This is a genomic window from Pedobacter sp. 01N416 (assembly GCF_056399685.1).
The window spans coordinates 1-15,313 of the sequence record NZ_JBFTRT010000064.1 but is presented as its reverse complement, the minus strand read 5'-3'; the positions used below and the strand labels follow the sequence as shown (position 1 = coordinate 15,313).

Genomic DNA, 15,313 nt, shown 5'->3' with positions numbered 1-15,313 from the left:
AGCTCCTCTTTTGAGATTTTATTGCCATTTAAAAAATAGGTGGTGGTTTCGTTAACTATAGCCGCATTGCCTGTTACGTGTTGGGTTCCATCTTTAGCAGCTGAAGTTTTGGCTGTTGATTTTAAAAAATAAAACATCGCAACGCCGTTTTTCCTGGGCATTGGTAAAGACTCGAAATCAGCATCTTTTTTAGCCACAATTTTTATATCAACCATTTTATGGTCTGGATTTATGGTATCGGTAAAATTAAAATGCTGTACAAAGGTTCTGCCTTTAAAATTTCTATCGGTTTTAATATCCATCATTTTCACTTTACCTTTTAAAGTTTTTAAAGCCTCATCGGTTAATTGGTATGAAGAATCCACACCATCGCCCATACTTTTAAAGATAAAGGTCATTCTAGTGGCTGTATCCGGCACTTTCAATGTGTCAATTAGTATTCTCTTTTTTACCTTAGTTTTTGAAACCTTTTTTGACTGTACATTAACCTGAGCAGTTTTATCGGGCAAAACATGTTTTCCCTTACTGCCTTTTTCATCAACCAAACTCCTGGATTAAACCAGTAGAAAACCACACAGATCTCCGCCAGAATAATATCTAAAGTATGCCATTCTTCTACATGCACACGTTCATGTTCGAGAATATTGTTTAAATCTTGCTTTTTATGCAGGCGCGGATTGATATAAATGGTCTGCCAAAAACTAAATGGACTTACCTCATCGTTTAAAATCCTCACCTTATAATCATCTAAATGATCGGGTGAAGAATTTTTATGCATTCTATAAAGCGAAATAAACTGCACGAGTAATCTTAAGGCCATTAATAAAACACCAGTATAAAAAAGCACCGTAAGTCCTTGCCAAAATACCGAAACGGCATCTTGTTTTACAAATTCACTTACCTGCTGGTTAAATTGTGGCACAAAGGCAGATACAGCTTTCTGTCCGGCAAAAAACTCCGTGAGATTTATAAATGGATAGGCAGAAGAAAAGACAATTCCAAACAGCAGAAACATCCTGTTAATGGAGTAGAAAGTTAGTCTTCGCAACACTAGATAATAGGTTGCCGAAAACAAGATCAGCACCAGATTAATTTTCAATAAAATGATAAAGAAATGTGGCATGGCATTTACTTTTCAGGGTTCTCAATTAAATTTATAATCTCTTTAAGTTCCTCCGCACTTATTTTTTTATCCTTTGCAAAAAAAGCTACCAGTTCTTTATAAGAGCTTTGGAAATAATTATTTACAAAACCACTCATAAAGCGCTTTTTATATTCTATTTCCTTAACTTTTGCACTATAGCGGTTGGCATTGGCAAAACGTTCGCTCATCAGATAGCCCTTGCGTTCTAAATTCTTGATGGTAGATGCCAGTGTAGTATATGGTGGTTTCGGATCGGGAAGTACATCCATAAAATCTTTGATAAAGCCCTTACCTATCTGCCAAACAGCCAGCATGGCTTCCTCTTCCTGTAATGTTAATTTTTCCATTATTACGAATATATCGTAAATATACGAAAACATCCTAAAAGGAAAAAGACTTTAACAAAACGCTAACATTTAACGCTTTATTAAAGTCTTTTTGGTTCATTGGCCATTAGTTCATTGGTCAATGTTTTAATCGGTTAACTGCCTCAAACGTCAATTTAACTTAATCGACTTGAGACTCTGGACTCCGAACTACCCTATCTACTTCCCGCTTCTTTTTTCAGCTTGTAATAAGGTTTCCTGAATGATTTTTCTCATTTGAACAGCTGCATCCAGTAATTTTGGATTACCATCAAAGTCGCCATAAATGGTTACGTGTTTTGACTTCTTTTTATAGTTGAAAGTTATATCATAACGCGGTACCAGTCTGGATTTATCGCTTTTTTTACCAATGGTATCTGGAAAATTCCAAAGGCCGATTTCGTTTGCCTTTCTATGCATGTATAACACATCATTGCTCTTTAAAAAGAACTTTTTGGTAACTACTGAGTCTTTATTATTTACGTACTGATAAATGCCGGTCTTTGAATCGTATGTGTTTTCCAAAGTATCTTTTAAACCATAACTATACTGCATTGACACAAAATCATCCTTGCGGAAAGGCGCATTCTGTATAATCGGTTTATAATAGATGTAACAATAAATGATCATCGGAACGATAATGGTAATGGCTAAGAATATTTTTTTTCCTCTACTTGACACTTGATGTTGAATTATTGAGTGAATATTTAATTATTGAATGAGAGAATTGTTGAATGATTGAATGAATTATTGAATGAGACAATAGGACTCAAGACTACCGACTTTAAACTTACGACTCCTTAAGCTCCCCTTCCCACTTACTTACCACTGCTGTTGCAATGCTATTTCCAACAACATTAGTTGCAGAACGGCCCATATCCAATAAAGGATCGATACCGATTAACAAAGCTAATCCCGCTTCCGGAATATTAAAGCTCGCGATGGTGCCGGCAATTACCACTAATGATGCTCTTGGTACACCAGCAATTCCTTTACTGGTTAACATGAGGATTAAAAGCATAGAAATTTGCTGCTCGAAACCTAAATGGATGCCATAGGCCTGTGCAATAAATAAGGAAGCAAAGGTCATGTACATCATCGAACCATCCAGGTTAAACGAATAACCCAATGGCAGTACAAAACTTACAATTTTATCTTTACAGCCGAAACGCTCTAACAGCATCATTGTTTTTGGATAAGCCGCTTCGCTACTTGCTGTACTGAAAGCCAAGAGCGCAGGCTCTTTCATATCGTTTACCAAACGGAAAATACGTTTCTTCAGTACCAAAAATCCTAAGAAAATTAAAACTGCCCATAGTATGGCTAATCCCAGATAGAATYCGCCTATAAATATGGCATAGGTATTAAGTACATTCAAACCTTGTTTGGCCACAATGGCTGTCATGGCTCCAAAAACAGCCAATGGTGCAAAATTCATTACATAACCTGTCATTTTTAAGATTACGTGCGCAATGGCGTCAAATGCTTTGATTACAACCTGGCCTAAATCGCCAATTGCAGCTGTTGCTACACCAAAGAATAAAGAGAATACAACAATCTGCAAAATTTCGTTGGTAGACATCGATTCGGCAATACTTTTTGGAAAAACGTGCGCGATAAAATCTTTTACACTCATTGATGCTTTCTGGATACCGGTATTTACCAATTGATCGGGCAATGATAATTTCATATGTCTTCCGGGTTCGAATAAGTTTACTAAAATCATACCCAGTACCAGCGACATTAACGACATGGCCAAAAACCAGCCCAATGTTTTACCGCCAATTCTACCCACGGCCTTAATGTCGCCTACTTTGGCTACACCAACCACTAAGGTTGTAAATACCAATGGCGCAACAATCATTTTAATCAGGCGAAGAAAAATATCGCTCAATAACGTAAAGTATTCTAATTTTTTCTCCCTAATGTCTTCGTTTTCTTTTTTGATTTTAGCGTTTACTTTTCTTTCGGCCTTAAGTTGTGTATAGCCAATACTGGTGGTATCGGTAGTTTTGGCAATGCTTACCTCTATACTTTTAACTTTCGCATCGGCGGTGAGTATTTTCTGGTTATAGACATCGATTGAATTGACATTTAAAATATAGCCCAATGCAATACCCGCAATCAGCGCTAAGAAAATGAAAAGCGTGAGTTTGTTTTTTTTCATGAATATAAAAAGTTTGTGGCACTCTTAATTTGGTAAAACTACGATATTTACGGCGTGTAACAAATTTTGATAACAGGTGACATTAAAAAATATATTATTTTTGATTTCTGGTGTAACAAAAAATGTACATCATCATCTAAAACGCAACTATAAACCCCTAAATGGAACAAAAAGACAAGTTATTTAAAGAGATCTTCGATTCAAATTCCAAAAAGATATTCCATTTATGTTATGGTTATACTGGCGATACCGACGCTGCAAACGATCTTCTACAGGAAACTTTTTTAAAGGTTTGGCAAAATCTGGATAAGTTCAGAAACAAATCTTTAATTTCTACGTGGATTTATAGAATTGCCGTGAATACTTGTTTAACTTATTTGAGATCAGAAAAAAGACAGGCGAAAGACGAATTAACAGATAACATTATAGAAAATAAAATAGAGGAATTTTCAGAGAAAAATGAACAGGTTGCCCTACTTTATAAATGTATATCCAAGCTCGAAGAGAATGACCGTTTAATTATTACAATGGTACTTGATGAATTACCATACCACGAAATTGCCGACATATCTGGAATAAGCGAAGGCAACTTGAGGGTAAAAATTCACCGCATTAAACAAAAATTAACAGAACTATATAGCCAGTATGCAAGCGTTTGATCAAATACAGGAGTTGTGGCAAAAGCACGAGGTAGAAGTTAAGGTTTCTGCTGATGAAATGCTGCAACAAGCGAAGAAAGAAGTAAATGGATTAAAGCTAAAATCTGCTTTGAACATTTTGGGGATGCTGGCATCCTTTATTGCCATTGCTGCATTATGGATATTTTTTCACTTCGAATCGTGGACTACACACGTAGGAATCAGCATCACCATTATCGCCATTGGCGTATATACCTTAATTCTGTACCGCGATTACAGGTTAATTTCTAAAACCGATTTTACCGCTCACCCGCACGAATACTTAAACAACCTAAAAACCTATCAATTAAACCGTTATAAACTTTACAACTCTTTATATTGGTTTTATATGATTGCACTTTCCTTGGGCATCATATTTTATTTTGTAGAAATTCTTGCACACTTTAACACTGTTCAAAAAGTTTTAGCTGTAGGCTTAACTGCAATATGGATGTTATTTTGCTCAACAGTATTAAGAAAGGCTGTGATGAGCAGGGAAAAAGAACGTATAGCTTTATTGATCGAGAAATTTGAGCGCATTAGCGGACAGATTTCTACTCCCGAATAATTTTAGGCACGGTTTTTTCACTGTAAAAACCAACACATGAAACCATCATGATTTACCATTTAACAACGGAATAACTAAATCATGATAGCTTCACCAGCGTTGAAACTAAAATTACACAGGTGAAAAGACATATTATATCCCTTTTATTTTTGCTGGCACTGCCATGTACTTTTGCTTTTAAACAAGATTTTTCCGAGCCTATTCAATTAAATTGGGAAACGCATTTTAAAGGAAAAGCCGATATGCGCTCGCCATTTTTTGCACTGACTGCCATGACATGGAAATATAGTTACGAAAGTACCGTTTACCGTAATCGCGTTGCCATTAAGCTTAAAAATGATGTGAGCATTGATAAAACGAGATCGTGGGTTAAGTGGGATAAAATTAAAGATCCTGAAATTAGGGCAAGTCTTTTACACCACGAACAAGGACACGCAGATATTCATTATATTTTACTATTGGAGGCCGAAAGGGTATTAAAAAACCGAAACTATGCTGTAAGCAACTATAAAGCCCAAATATCTRAACTCGCCAATCAGATCAGTAATTATTTCGACACCATGCAACGTAACTATGATGAAGAAACCGAGCACGGCAGCAACCATAAAATGCAGGCCCGGTGGGATGACATTATTCAGGATAAGATTGAAGAATCGAGGACTGCTATGGCCGAATTACAAAAATAGTTTTGGAATAAAAATAATAGSACCAACCGTTACCGCCAGAAATGCAGCCACCAAAACCGCAGCAGCAGCCAAATCTTTTACTACTTTAATTTTGGGGTGATAGTTTGGAGAAACCACATCGGCCAGTTTTTCGAGAGCAGAATTTAAAATTTCGGCCACAAAAACAGCCGAAATAACAGATAAAATGGCAATCCATTCTGAACCGGAAATTTTCAGGTAAAAGGATAAACCAATGGCAACGATCGCTGCAAACAAATGAACTCTTCCATTATGATCGTTAATGAAGAACAGTTTTAGTCCGTTAAAAGCATATTTAAAGCTCTTGATCCGATCAATGATAGAAAATTTTTCGTTGTCCATTGTTTTTAAATTACGTGATAGATCCTGAAACAAGTTCAGGATGACGATCCTTCAAAGTATGATCCCTCTCCTTACGCTCCACGCGCTACGCCTTTCACCTTTAGTCTTTTAGCTTTTAGCTTTCCCCTCCTCAGGCTTCACCTCGCTTGTAGAAAAACCATTTCCACTTAATTTATATTGATAGGTCTTGGTAATCGTTTTAGTACTATCTGCGCTGTCTTTTACCGGAAAAGAACGGAACAGGTCGCCGTTTTTAATAAAAAAATTATCGTTACCGGTATAACCTTTCTTTTGACTGGTGCTTAAAGAAGGGAAACTGATWTTATTGAAATCGCCACGCGTGTATTCAAAAACATTTAAATCCGAAACTGTTTTTTTGCTTAAGAGCTGAATATACAATTCAGGATTTCCATCATTGTCTAAATCCATATTCCAGGCATCAATCACAATACCTTTACGATCTACGGCGGCCGACCTGTAATTATTACGCACAGAATCAGACATAAGAATCTGATACCCCCCAATAGAGTCAACCCCTTTTCCCCAGCTTACAATTTCGAAATTCAATCCAGGTCTCACTTCTATATCTTTATAAAAACGGAAGGGGTTTTTCTGCACTTTTTCAGTTTCTGTCTTAATTTCTTTAGGTTTTTCTTCTGTGCATGCAAAACAAAACAGCATCCCTGTTATTAACAAGAGATGCTGTAATGTATATTTCTGTAATTTCATTCTATTTAGGACGTTTTAGTTGCCCCAAATTAAGTATTTTAGCCTTTTAAAGCAACATTTTATTTCTTTGCATCTGTTTTAATTTCGGGTGCTCCGTTATTTAAAACCGTTTCTGTGGTTACACTTCTTCTGCCACTTGGTGCAATAACAATGGTTTTTAATACTCTTTTTTCGCCTTGTGGTACTGTAATTTTAATTGGCGCAGTGTACAAGAATGCATTTTCCGATGGACGAGATAAATCAATCGAATAATAAATTTTAGCTCCGGTTACAGGTGCTTTTAAATCAATTGTAAATTCTCCGCCTGTTAAGGGTTTATCGCTCTGACCAATTGGTGTAGGTACCCAGAAATTAACATTCATTTTATCTAAACGGGCCAAATGAGCTGGTAAACGTTCTTCAGAAAAATTCTTTAAATCTTTACGTTCAACCGGCGACCACGCAATTTCAGATAAAGCCAATAAACGTGGGAAAGCGTGATTTTCTGCTTTTGCTGTGGTTTTAATATACTCAGACCACATATTAGCCTGTACACCTTTAATATATTTTCTTTCGTCGGCAGTTAACACTTTCGGAATCGGATCGTAAGCATAAATCTTTTGGTAAGGGGCAAATCCGCCAATGGTTACCGGCTCATCAGGAGAGTTAGATTGTTTATGGTCGATATATAGGCCCATCGATCCTGGGGTCATAATTACATCGTGTTTTTGTTGTGCAGCTGCAATTCCGCCATCTTCGCCTCTCCAGCTCATTACGGTTGCATTAGGCGCCAAACCGCCTTCTAAAATCTCATCCCAACCAATGATCGAGCGTCCTTTTCCGTTTACATGTTTTTCTATCGTTTGGATGAAATAGCTCTGTAATTCATGCTCATCTTTCAAACCTTTCTCTTTCATGAGGTTCTGGCAGAAGGTTGATTCTTTCCAATAGGTTTTAGGCGCTTCATCGCCTCCAATATGGATGTATTTAGAAGGGAAAATAGCGATAACCTCGTCTAAGATATTTTCAAGAAAAGTAAAGGTATTTTGCGAAGGCACAAAAATATCGTCAAAAACACCCCAGGTTTGTTGTACCTGTTTACCTTTTCTGCTACCCGCCCATGGTGTTTTATCGCTGATAAAAGTATCACGGTCAGGAAAACAGCTTAATTCAGGATAAGCAGCAATTGCAGCAGAAGCATGGCCTGGCAATTCGATTTCCGGAATTACCGTAATGTATTTCGTAGCCGCATATCTCACAATTTCTTTAGCTTCTTCTTGGGTATAATAACCTTTAACCGGTGTAAGATAATTTCCATTACCAGGATAATTACCAATAATAGATCCATTACGTGAAGAACCGATTTCTACCAGTTTTGGGTATTTTTTAATCTCTAATCTCCAGCCCTGATCGTCAGTTAAATGCCAGTGGAAAGTATTGATTTTGTAATAAGCCAACTGATCGATGTATTTTTTGATAAAAGAGATCGGGAAGAAATGACGGCTTACATCCAACATCGTTCCGCGGTAAGCAAAACGTGGATAATCGTTAATATCAACTGCCGGGATGGTAATTTTATCAGCCACTTTATCTGGCATCATCTGCATAGCAGATTGAACCGCATAAAAAAGGCCTGCACCTTTTCCTGTTAAAATAATTTGTTTAGGGGTAACTTTAATGGTGTAACCTTCAGCTGGCAATTGATCTGCTCCAACAGACGTTAAAACAATTGCTTTTTGGTTAGGTTGGGTAATTTTAGTTTCACGTAAGGCAAAACCTGCCTTGGTAACGATAAAAGCGTTTAATAAATCAGCCATCTTTGCGCCGTCGATGCTTTGATTTACTAAAACCGTGGTTTTATCTAAAATGAAATTTCCGTTTGCCCTGGTAATGGTTACAGGTGCAGGTATGATACCCAGATTAGGATCACTCTGCGCAAATGCACTCGTGCTGATTAATACTCCAATAAAAATCGATAATGCTTTGTTCATGTTGTGTTTTTGATTTTATAGATTTATTTGATTGTTTGAACCAAGATAGAGATAATGGCCAGATTCCGAATCTCACATTCTTGTTACAATTGAGATCAACCGTTTGACTGCACTGCATAATGCATATAAATCTAAGCAATATTTATTAAAACGTTTTTCCAATGTTTCTAATAAACTATTATAACGGAAACCTTAGTCTTTTTTTGGAAATCAAGTACAGAAGCGCTTGGGTTACGATAGTCCCGCTCCCGCTTCTGCCAATTTGATCCCGATGTAAAGTCGGGAGGCATCCCGCTTTGATCGGGTTTAAGTAGCACAGCCAGTGGAACTATTTAGGGTTGCAAAGTGCATAACAATTATGAGGTAGACACCACGTTGTTCTACCCTCAATAGTAGCAGAAACCTAAGTCTTTAAACCTGATTGTAATGGAAAGCACGCAATCCCGATTTTTCATCGGGAGCGGACTTGAAATGTAAAGCAGGACTAACAATAAAAAGAACTACTGCATTTGCTTTCCAAAAAAAAGAGAAATTGTAAGACCCGTGAAACAAGATCAAACTTGATAAATCTCTCCATTCCACTACGTYTCAGTCAAGATGACGACATCAACAAAAAAAGAGAAACCATTACTGATTTCTCTTTTTAAAATTATATTAAAATATTTTACGCTTCTACAGGATGTTCCTTAGCAGCCAAGTACCTTTCGGCATCGAGCGCGGCCATACATCCAGAACCTGCAGCAGTTACTGCCTGTCTGTAATACATATCCTGCACATCGCCACAGGCAAAAACGCCTTCGATATTGGTTAAAGTAGAACCTGGTTTGGTAGCTAAATAACCTGTTTCATCCATATCCAACTGGCCTTTAAAAATATCAGTATTTGGCTTGTGACCGATAGCCACAAAGAAACCTTCTACAGCGATATCAGATTCGACACCAGTTTTGTTATTTAAAACTTTAACTGCAGTTACATTTTTACCATTACCTAAAATCTCCTGCGTTTCGGTATTGTAATGCACCACAATATTCGGTGTAGCTAAAACGCGGCTCACCATTGCTTTAGAAGCTCTGAATTCGTCTCTCCGCACCAATAAATGAACGGTTTTACACAATTTGGCTAAATATGTTGCTTCTTCGGCAGCAGTATCTCCAGCACCTACAATGGCAACATCTTGTCCTTTAAAGAAGAAACCATCGCACACGGCACAGGCCGAAACTCCAAAACCATTGTATTGTTGCTCGCTTGGTAAACCCAGCCATTTTGCTGTAGCGCCTGTAGCAATAATTACGGTATCAGCTGTAATGGTTTTAATTTCATCAACCACTACTTTATGTGGCGTTGAAGAGAAATCAACCGAACTTACATAACCAAAACGGATATCGGTACCAAAACGCTCTGCCTGTTTGCGGAAATCTTCCATCATTTCTGGCCCCATGATTCCTTGCGGGTAACCTGGAAAATTTTCTACATCTGTTGTTTGCGTAAGCTGCCCACCGGCTTGCATGCCGGTATACATAATCGGTTTTAAATCAGCTCTGGCAGCATAAATTGCAGCAGTATAACCTGCAGGACCTGAACCTATAATTAAACACTGAACGTGTTCGTTTTCTTGTGACATTATATTGTGTGTTTGAAATTCATTAATCGTAGCGCAAATTTAACGCTTTAAATATTTGTTGGCAAGTGCACATTGTCAACATAGTTTACTTATTAACATCATAAGCCAAGCGGAAAGCGCATGGCGTTTGGCGTTTAAAGCCCGGGCGCATTAAGGTGCCTCACTCGTGGTGTCGGATGTTTCCATCTGACACTGACTCCATATATGCCTGATGATTTTTCACCTGTCGGATGGTAACATCTAACAGCACAATAAACTCCAATTCAGGTATACTTTAAAGTCAGATGGCAACATCTTACAGCACAAAAAATCACCTCCTTTTATTCTCTCTGATCAACCGAATTACATTGCCTCCCAAAATTTTCTTGATATCGTTTTCCGAATATCCATTTTTAATCAGCTCATCAGTAATTTTAGGATAATCTGCTACGCTGTTCATACCTAAAGGAAAAGATTCGGCGCCATCAAAATCCGCGCCCAGTCCCACATGGTCTATACCGATTAATTTCACAACATGACTAATATGTTTAACTAAAAGTGCAATTGGTGGTCGTGTGGCATCGGCATCAGCCAGATGATTGAAAATCAACGTATCAATAGCATTGCTTCTACCATATTTAGCAGTCAATGTTTTAAGCTCGCTATCATATTTTGCAAAGAATTCTTTTTGCTTTGTATTGAAGGTAGCATCTAAAAAGCCACTGTAGAAATTAATGCAAACTACACCCCCATTTTTACCTACAGCTTTAATCTGATCATCTTTTAAATTTCGTGGAACCGGATTTAGAGCGTAAGCACAGCTATGGGAAACAATTACGGGTTTAACAGATGCAGCAATGGCATCATAAAATGTTTTTTCGCCTACGTGCGATAAATCAACCATTACGCCGAGTTTGTTCAAACGTTTAACTACTTGTTTTCCGAATTTGTTTAAGCCCGCGTTTTCGGGTTTCACTTTACTCGAAGTTTCTTCGGCTGCCGAACTCGACCATGAGGTGCTGTTGTTCCAGGTTAAGGTGAGGTAAGCCATTCCGCGCTTTGCCAGGCTATCGATATAATCTAAACGGTTTTCGATCATATGCCCGCCTTCTACCCCTATCATCGCAGCCAATTTTTGTTGTTTAACCGCTTGTTCGAGATCTTTAGCGCTTGTTACCAGTTTAATTTTATCGGGGTATCGTTTAATTAAACTATAAAGTGAATCTATTTCTTGGTTAGCTACAGCATACCCACCCGTTTCATCACACCAGATAGAAAAAAACTGAACATCTAAGCCACCTTGTTTGGCCCTCGCTAAATCGAAATTCCCTTTAGACTGAAGTTTCCCAATATCGATGCCCGATTTGATCTGATTGAACAGTATATCTCCATGGGTATCGACTACAATCGCATTTTGATGAATTTTATCTGAATTTTGGGCAAAGAGATTGATCTGCAACAGTGTAAGGACAAGAAAAAGATAAAGATTTTTCATGCGCTAAATATAATATTAATTGTTCTTACCAGTACAGACACTCGAGTTCCCATCAATTTTTTTCACCACTAAGAAACAAAGGCACTTTTATGTTAAAAACCAAGGCGTGCTTGGATGGTAAAACAAGTCCATCGGTTGTCAGATGGTAACATCTGACAACACATTAAAAACTAAGGTGCCTCAGGTGATAAAAAAATGATGTAATATTAACTGTCAGACGGTAACATCTGACAGCACATCGAAACCCTAAGTTTGTATAATCCCAACATTAAATTTCTTTGTAATCGGCGATTGGTTGGCAGCCTCAATCCCCATCGAAATAACTTTTCTGGTTTCTAACGGGTCGATAATACCATCTACCCAAAGCCGGGATGCGGCATAATAAGGTGTGGTTTGGCTATCGTATCTGTCGGTGATTTCTTTTAACAACTCTGCCTCTTTTTCTGGCGTAATTACCTCTCCCTTTGCTTTTAAAGAGGCTTCCTGAATCTGAAGTAAAGTTTTTGCAGCCTGTGAACCGCCCATTACCGCAATTTTAGCCGTTGGCCAGGCATAAATCAATCTAGGGTCGTAAGCCTTGCCGCACATAGCATAGTTGCCTGCACCGTAAGAATTACCCAATACTATTGTAAATTTTGGTACCACAGAATTGGCAACAGCATTAACCATTTTAGCGCCATCTTTAATAATACCACCATGTTCTGATCGGCTGCCTACCATAAAGCCAGTAACATCTTGCAAAAACACCAACGGGATTTTCTTCTGGTTACAGTTCATAATAAAACGGGTAGCTTTATCGGCACTATCAGAATAAATTACACCGCCAAACTGCATCTCTCCTTTTTTCGACTTCACCACTTTACGCTGATTGGCCACAATACCTACTGCCCAGCCATCAATACGACCTAAACCACAAACAATGCTTTGTCCGTAGCCTTTTTTATACTCTTCAAATTCAGATTGATCAACCAAACGGTTGATAATATCCATTATTTCGTAAGGTTTATCTCTGTTTTCGGGTAAAATGCCATACAGCTCTTCTTCATTTTCTTTTGGTTTTGCCGGTTTAATCCTATCAAAGCCTGCGTTTTGAGGTGTCCCCAACATACTCATGATGTTCCTGATGCTATCTAAGCAGGCCTGATCATTGGGATGTTTATAATCGGTAACACCCGATATTTCGCAATGAGTTGTGGCTCCACCCATTACGAAACATCCTTCCAAAATGTTCTTTATCAGGAAAAATCTCATCCTGCATCGGGAGATATACACCAGCGCTATCAACCAGGTATATCACTGGTAAGCGGTTCTCCATAGCAATTTCCTGCGCACGGAGGTTCTTTTTTGCGGTCATGGGGAACCAGGCACCAGCTTTTACTGTGGCATCGTTGGCCACAATCATACATTGTCTTCCGCTTACATAGCCAATACCGCACACTACTCCTGCCGAAGGACAGCCACCTTGCTCTGCATACATACCGTCAGCTGTAAAAGCACCAACTTCTAAGAAGCTGGTATCTTTATCAATTAAATAGGCAATCCGCTCGCGGGCCAATAGCTTTCCCTTTTCTTTTTGTTTGGCAGCATTTTTTTCACCGCCACCCAAATATATTTTTTGAGTCTGGTTTTCAGTTCGTATACCAACTGTTTATTTACATCCTCATTTTTATTGAATTCGATATTCATGGTGGCAATTTAAATTTAATTTTAGAAAAACAATATTGACCAAAACGGTTTCTGGTCTACTGGTGGCTTAACCGCAAAGTGTGCTAAGTTTTTCAACCACCAAGTACACAAAGAAAAAACAACGCAAACGTAAGAATTTGTGCTTCGGTTATAATAAAATTCCTTATGAAAACTTTGCGTCCTTCGGGGTTAATGTGAAAGATATCCGTTTAAAATGATATTTTTGGGTAAATCCGAAAAATGGAACTAACCATCAATATTCCTGCGCTATTGTTTCCTGCCATCAGCTTAATTATGCTGGCTTATACCAACCGTTTTCTGGCTTTGGCAAGTTTAGTGAGAAGTTTAAAATCGAAATATGAGGATGGCGATAAAAATGCAGCTCTTCATAAACAGATCGAAAACCTGCGTTATCGCTTAAGACTGATCAAAAACATGCAGGCTTTTGGTGTACTTAGCTTTGCCAGTTGCCTTTTTTGTATGTTTTTTATTTATTTGGAGTGGAATACCGTTGCCGAAATTCTTTTTGCCCTGAGTTTGATATTTTTTATGATCTCGCTCATTATCTCGTTAATTGAAATCCAGATCAGTACAAAAGCCCTGGAGCTGGAATTGAGCAGTTTAGAAGAACTCGATAATCCATCAATTGTAAGTAGGTTTAAAAAGAAATTTGATAAAGATTGATATGCAACCATCTGTTAATACGCCAGAAGAATATTTAAACAGCCTCCCTGAAGAAAGGAAAGCGCCTGTTTCGAAATTGAGAGATACTATTTTAGAGAATCTGCCAGCTGGTTTCGAAGAACAGATTACCTATGGTATGCTGGGATATGTTATTCCACTCAGGCTTTATCCTGCAGGTTACCACTGTACACCAGAACAGGCTTTACCTTTTATCAACATTGGTTCGCAAAAGAATTTTATTGTTATGCACCACTTAGGATTGTATGCTTTTACTGATTTACTGGAATGGTTTCAGACAGAATATCCTAAACACGCTAAATATAAACTCGATATGGGCAAAGGTTGCGTCCGTTTTAAAAAGCCTGATGATATTCCATACGCATTAATTGCCGGGCTCATCAGAAAGGTTACACCTGCAGAATGGATTGAACAATATGAAAAAGTATATAAACGTAAAGGCTAATTTTGATAAACTACGCCATCAATCTTAAGCTTTTTAAACTTTTCGGCCCAGCCTTTACCTTTTATGTATTTTACCTGCGATGGGTATCCTTTTAAATTTGGATGATAAATCGGATCAAATGAAAAAGTCATTTCGGTATCCGATTTTTGAATAACAGTGACTTCGTTATCATTTTCATCCTTTTCTCCTGTTGTAAAAAATTTATCGCCTATTTTTGCGTTAAAATCAGCTCTGGTATAAGTTTTCAAAGGACTATCGGGATAGCCCTCAATCAATTTATTCTGCTCGTCGATCCTTAAATAAACTGTACTCACTGCATCGCCTCCTACCAAAGAATAAAACTTGTAAAAAAGCTTTTTATTGATGCGAACAGTATCCTTGATTTCGGTATAAGATTGAGCGTTCATGTACCATAAATTGCCAATCTGCATCGGCAAAAACGAATCGGCTGCCAAATTTTGATCTTTATTCATTTGGCAGGATAGGATAAACAGACTAATTAAAATAAAACTTAAAGATTTCCAGTTTACGATCATGAGGCATTTGTTTTTCTTATTTAACGTTAAAGATAAACAATGCGCTACATTGTAAGCTATTAATTCACAAAATGATACAAGAAAACAACCTCACCACTAAAGGCAGGTTTCTTTTGATCTTCAATTTCCATTTCGATAGCCATATTTACTTTGGTTACGCCTCGGAGATTAATAATAGAAGCC

The 15,313-nt window shown here is 37.8% G+C and carries 18 protein-coding genes; 5 read left to right on the top strand and 13 right to left on the bottom strand.

All coding sequences use genetic code 11. The features are described from left to right. The 5 genes from AC1DND_RS05755 to AC1DND_RS05735 form a co-directional block, all read right to left on the bottom strand. Positions 1–398: hypothetical protein (locus AC1DND_RS05755; protein ID WP_477579830.1), on the bottom strand; the 398-nt coding region annotated here is incomplete at its 3' end. Between the two features lie 50 nt (positions 399–448). Next, on the bottom strand, positions 449–1,123 hold the full coding sequence (locus tag AC1DND_RS05750) for a hypothetical protein (protein WP_477579828.1): 675 nt from the start codon (positions 1,121–1,123) through the stop codon (positions 449–451). A 5-nt stretch (positions 1,124–1,128) separates the two neighbouring features. Continuing rightward, on the bottom strand, positions 1,129–1,491 hold the full coding sequence (locus AC1DND_RS05745) for a BlaI/MecI/CopY family transcriptional regulator (RefSeq protein WP_215128250.1): 363 nt from the start codon (positions 1,489–1,491) through the stop codon (positions 1,129–1,131). A 198-nt stretch (positions 1,492–1,689) separates the two neighbouring features. Beyond that, the gene (locus AC1DND_RS05740; protein WP_477579826.1) at positions 1,690–2,190 is read right to left on the bottom strand and encodes a hypothetical protein; all 501 of its coding nucleotides are present in this window, start codon (positions 2,188–2,190) and stop codon (positions 1,690–1,692) included. A gap of 109 nt (positions 2,191–2,299) precedes the next feature. Beyond that, positions 2,300–3,676, bottom strand: coding sequence for a dicarboxylate/amino acid:cation symporter (locus AC1DND_RS05735; RefSeq protein ID WP_477579824.1), 1,377 nt, complete (start codon positions 3,674–3,676; stop codon positions 2,300–2,302). Positions 3,677–3,837: 161 nt separating this feature from the next. Here AC1DND_RS05735 and AC1DND_RS05730 point away from each other — a divergent pair, with 161 nt between their 5' ends. The 3 genes from AC1DND_RS05730 to AC1DND_RS05720 all read left to right on the top strand — a co-directional run bounded on the left by AC1DND_RS05730 (position 3,838) and on the right by AC1DND_RS05720 (position 5,607). Further along, entirely contained in the window at positions 3,838–4,335 is a 498-nt protein-coding gene (locus AC1DND_RS05730; protein WP_029275756.1) for an RNA polymerase sigma factor, read from the top strand. Beyond that, positions 4,322–4,921: a hypothetical protein gene (locus tag AC1DND_RS05725; RefSeq protein WP_215128255.1), complete on the top strand. Its 600-nt coding sequence runs from the start codon at positions 4,322–4,324 to the stop codon at positions 4,919–4,921. Before AC1DND_RS05730 ends, AC1DND_RS05725 begins: the two co-directional genes overlap by 14 nt. A 119-nt stretch (positions 4,922–5,040) precedes the next feature. After that, entirely contained in the window at positions 5,041–5,607 is a 567-nt protein-coding gene (locus AC1DND_RS05720) for a DUF922 domain-containing protein (RefSeq protein ID WP_477579821.1), read from the top strand. Here AC1DND_RS05720 and AC1DND_RS05715 read toward each other — a convergent pair. From AC1DND_RS05715 to AC1DND_RS05685, 7 genes are all read right to left on the bottom strand, one after another. Next, on the bottom strand, positions 5,596–5,967 hold the full coding sequence (locus AC1DND_RS05715) for a diacylglycerol kinase family protein (protein ID WP_477579819.1): 372 nt from the start codon (positions 5,965–5,967) through the stop codon (positions 5,596–5,598). The genes AC1DND_RS05720 and AC1DND_RS05715 overlap by 12 nt on opposite strands. 108 nt (positions 5,968–6,075) lie before the next feature. Further along, positions 6,076–6,696, bottom strand: coding sequence for a hypothetical protein (locus AC1DND_RS05710; RefSeq protein ID WP_477579817.1), 621 nt, complete (start codon positions 6,694–6,696; stop codon positions 6,076–6,078). A gap of 59 nt (positions 6,697–6,755) precedes the next feature. Continuing rightward, on the bottom strand, positions 6,756–8,666 hold the full coding sequence (locus AC1DND_RS05705) for a beta-N-acetylhexosaminidase (RefSeq protein ID WP_477579815.1): 1,911 nt from the start codon (positions 8,664–8,666) through the stop codon (positions 6,756–6,758). Between the two features lie 664 nt (positions 8,667–9,330). Continuing rightward, the gene (gene trxB / locus AC1DND_RS05700) at positions 9,331–10,287 is read right to left on the bottom strand and encodes a thioredoxin-disulfide reductase (protein ID WP_113951968.1); all 957 of its coding nucleotides are present in this window, start codon (positions 10,285–10,287) and stop codon (positions 9,331–9,333) included. Between the two features lie 310 nt (positions 10,288–10,597). Then, positions 10,598–11,761 (bottom strand): dipeptidase, encoded by a 1,164-nt coding sequence (locus AC1DND_RS05695; RefSeq protein WP_477579812.1) that lies wholly within the window; start codon positions 11,759–11,761, stop codon positions 10,598–10,600. Positions 11,762–12,007: 246 nt separating this feature from the next. Further along, entirely contained in the window at positions 12,008–12,985 is a 978-nt protein-coding gene (locus AC1DND_RS05690; RefSeq protein ID WP_477579810.1) for an acyl-CoA carboxylase subunit beta, read from the bottom strand. Next, the gene (locus AC1DND_RS05685; protein ID WP_477579809.1) at positions 12,918–13,367 is read right to left on the bottom strand and encodes a carboxyl transferase domain-containing protein; all 450 of its coding nucleotides are present in this window, start codon (positions 13,365–13,367) and stop codon (positions 12,918–12,920) included. Before AC1DND_RS05685 ends, AC1DND_RS05690 begins: the two co-directional genes overlap by 68 nt. A gap of 320 nt (positions 13,368–13,687) precedes the next feature. On the opposite strand from AC1DND_RS05685, the gene AC1DND_RS05680 reads away from it, so the two are divergent. Together AC1DND_RS05680 and AC1DND_RS05675 are read left to right on the top strand one after the other, a co-directional pair. Continuing rightward, positions 13,688–14,131: a DUF2721 domain-containing protein gene (locus tag AC1DND_RS05680; RefSeq protein WP_230146010.1), complete on the top strand. Its 444-nt coding sequence runs from the start codon at positions 13,688–13,690 to the stop codon at positions 14,129–14,131. 1 nt (position 14,132) lies between these two features. Next, entirely contained in the window at positions 14,133–14,594 is a 462-nt protein-coding gene (locus tag AC1DND_RS05675; RefSeq protein ID WP_477579807.1) for a DUF1801 domain-containing protein, read from the top strand. Here AC1DND_RS05675 and AC1DND_RS05670 read toward each other — a convergent pair. Beyond that, on the bottom strand, positions 14,591–15,067 hold the full coding sequence (locus AC1DND_RS05670; protein WP_477579805.1) for a hypothetical protein: 477 nt from the start codon (positions 15,065–15,067) through the stop codon (positions 14,591–14,593). The genes AC1DND_RS05675 and AC1DND_RS05670 overlap by 4 nt on opposite strands. Between the last annotated feature and the right edge of the window lie 246 nt (positions 15,068–15,313).

Bases quoted from the DNA above. Each gene is read 5' to 3' on its own strand.
- AC1DND_RS05705 (WP_477579815.1), bottom strand. From the start codon at position 8,666: ATGAACAAAGCATTATCGATTTTTATTGGAGTATTAATCAGCACGAGT.
- AC1DND_RS05730 (WP_029275756.1), top strand. From the start codon at position 3,838: ATGGAACAAAAAGACAAGTTATTTAAAGAGATCTTCGATTCAAATTCC.
- trxB (WP_113951968.1), bottom strand. From the start codon at position 10,287: ATGTCACAAGAAAACGAACACGTTCAGTGTTTAATTATAGGTTCAGGT.
- AC1DND_RS05670 (WP_477579805.1), bottom strand. From the start codon at position 15,067: ATGAATAAAGATCAAAATTTGGCAGCCGATTCGTTTTTGCCGATGCAG.
- AC1DND_RS05680 (WP_230146010.1), top strand. From the start codon at position 13,688: ATGGAACTAACCATCAATATTCCTGCGCTATTGTTTCCTGCCATCAGC.
- AC1DND_RS05750 (WP_477579828.1), bottom strand. From the start codon at position 1,123: ATGCCACATTTCTTTATCATTTTATTGAAAATTAATCTGGTGCTGATC.
- AC1DND_RS05745 (WP_215128250.1), bottom strand. From the start codon at position 1,491: ATGGAAAAATTAACATTACAGGAAGAGGAAGCCATGCTGGCTGTTTGG.
- AC1DND_RS05695 (WP_477579812.1), bottom strand. From the start codon at position 11,761: ATGAAAAATCTTTATCTTTTTCTTGTCCTTACACTGTTGCAGATCAAT.
- AC1DND_RS05725 (WP_215128255.1), top strand. From the start codon at position 4,322: ATGCAAGCGTTTGATCAAATACAGGAGTTGTGGCAAAAGCACGAGGTA.
- AC1DND_RS05675 (WP_477579807.1), top strand. From the start codon at position 14,133: ATGCAACCATCTGTTAATACGCCAGAAGAATATTTAAACAGCCTCCCT.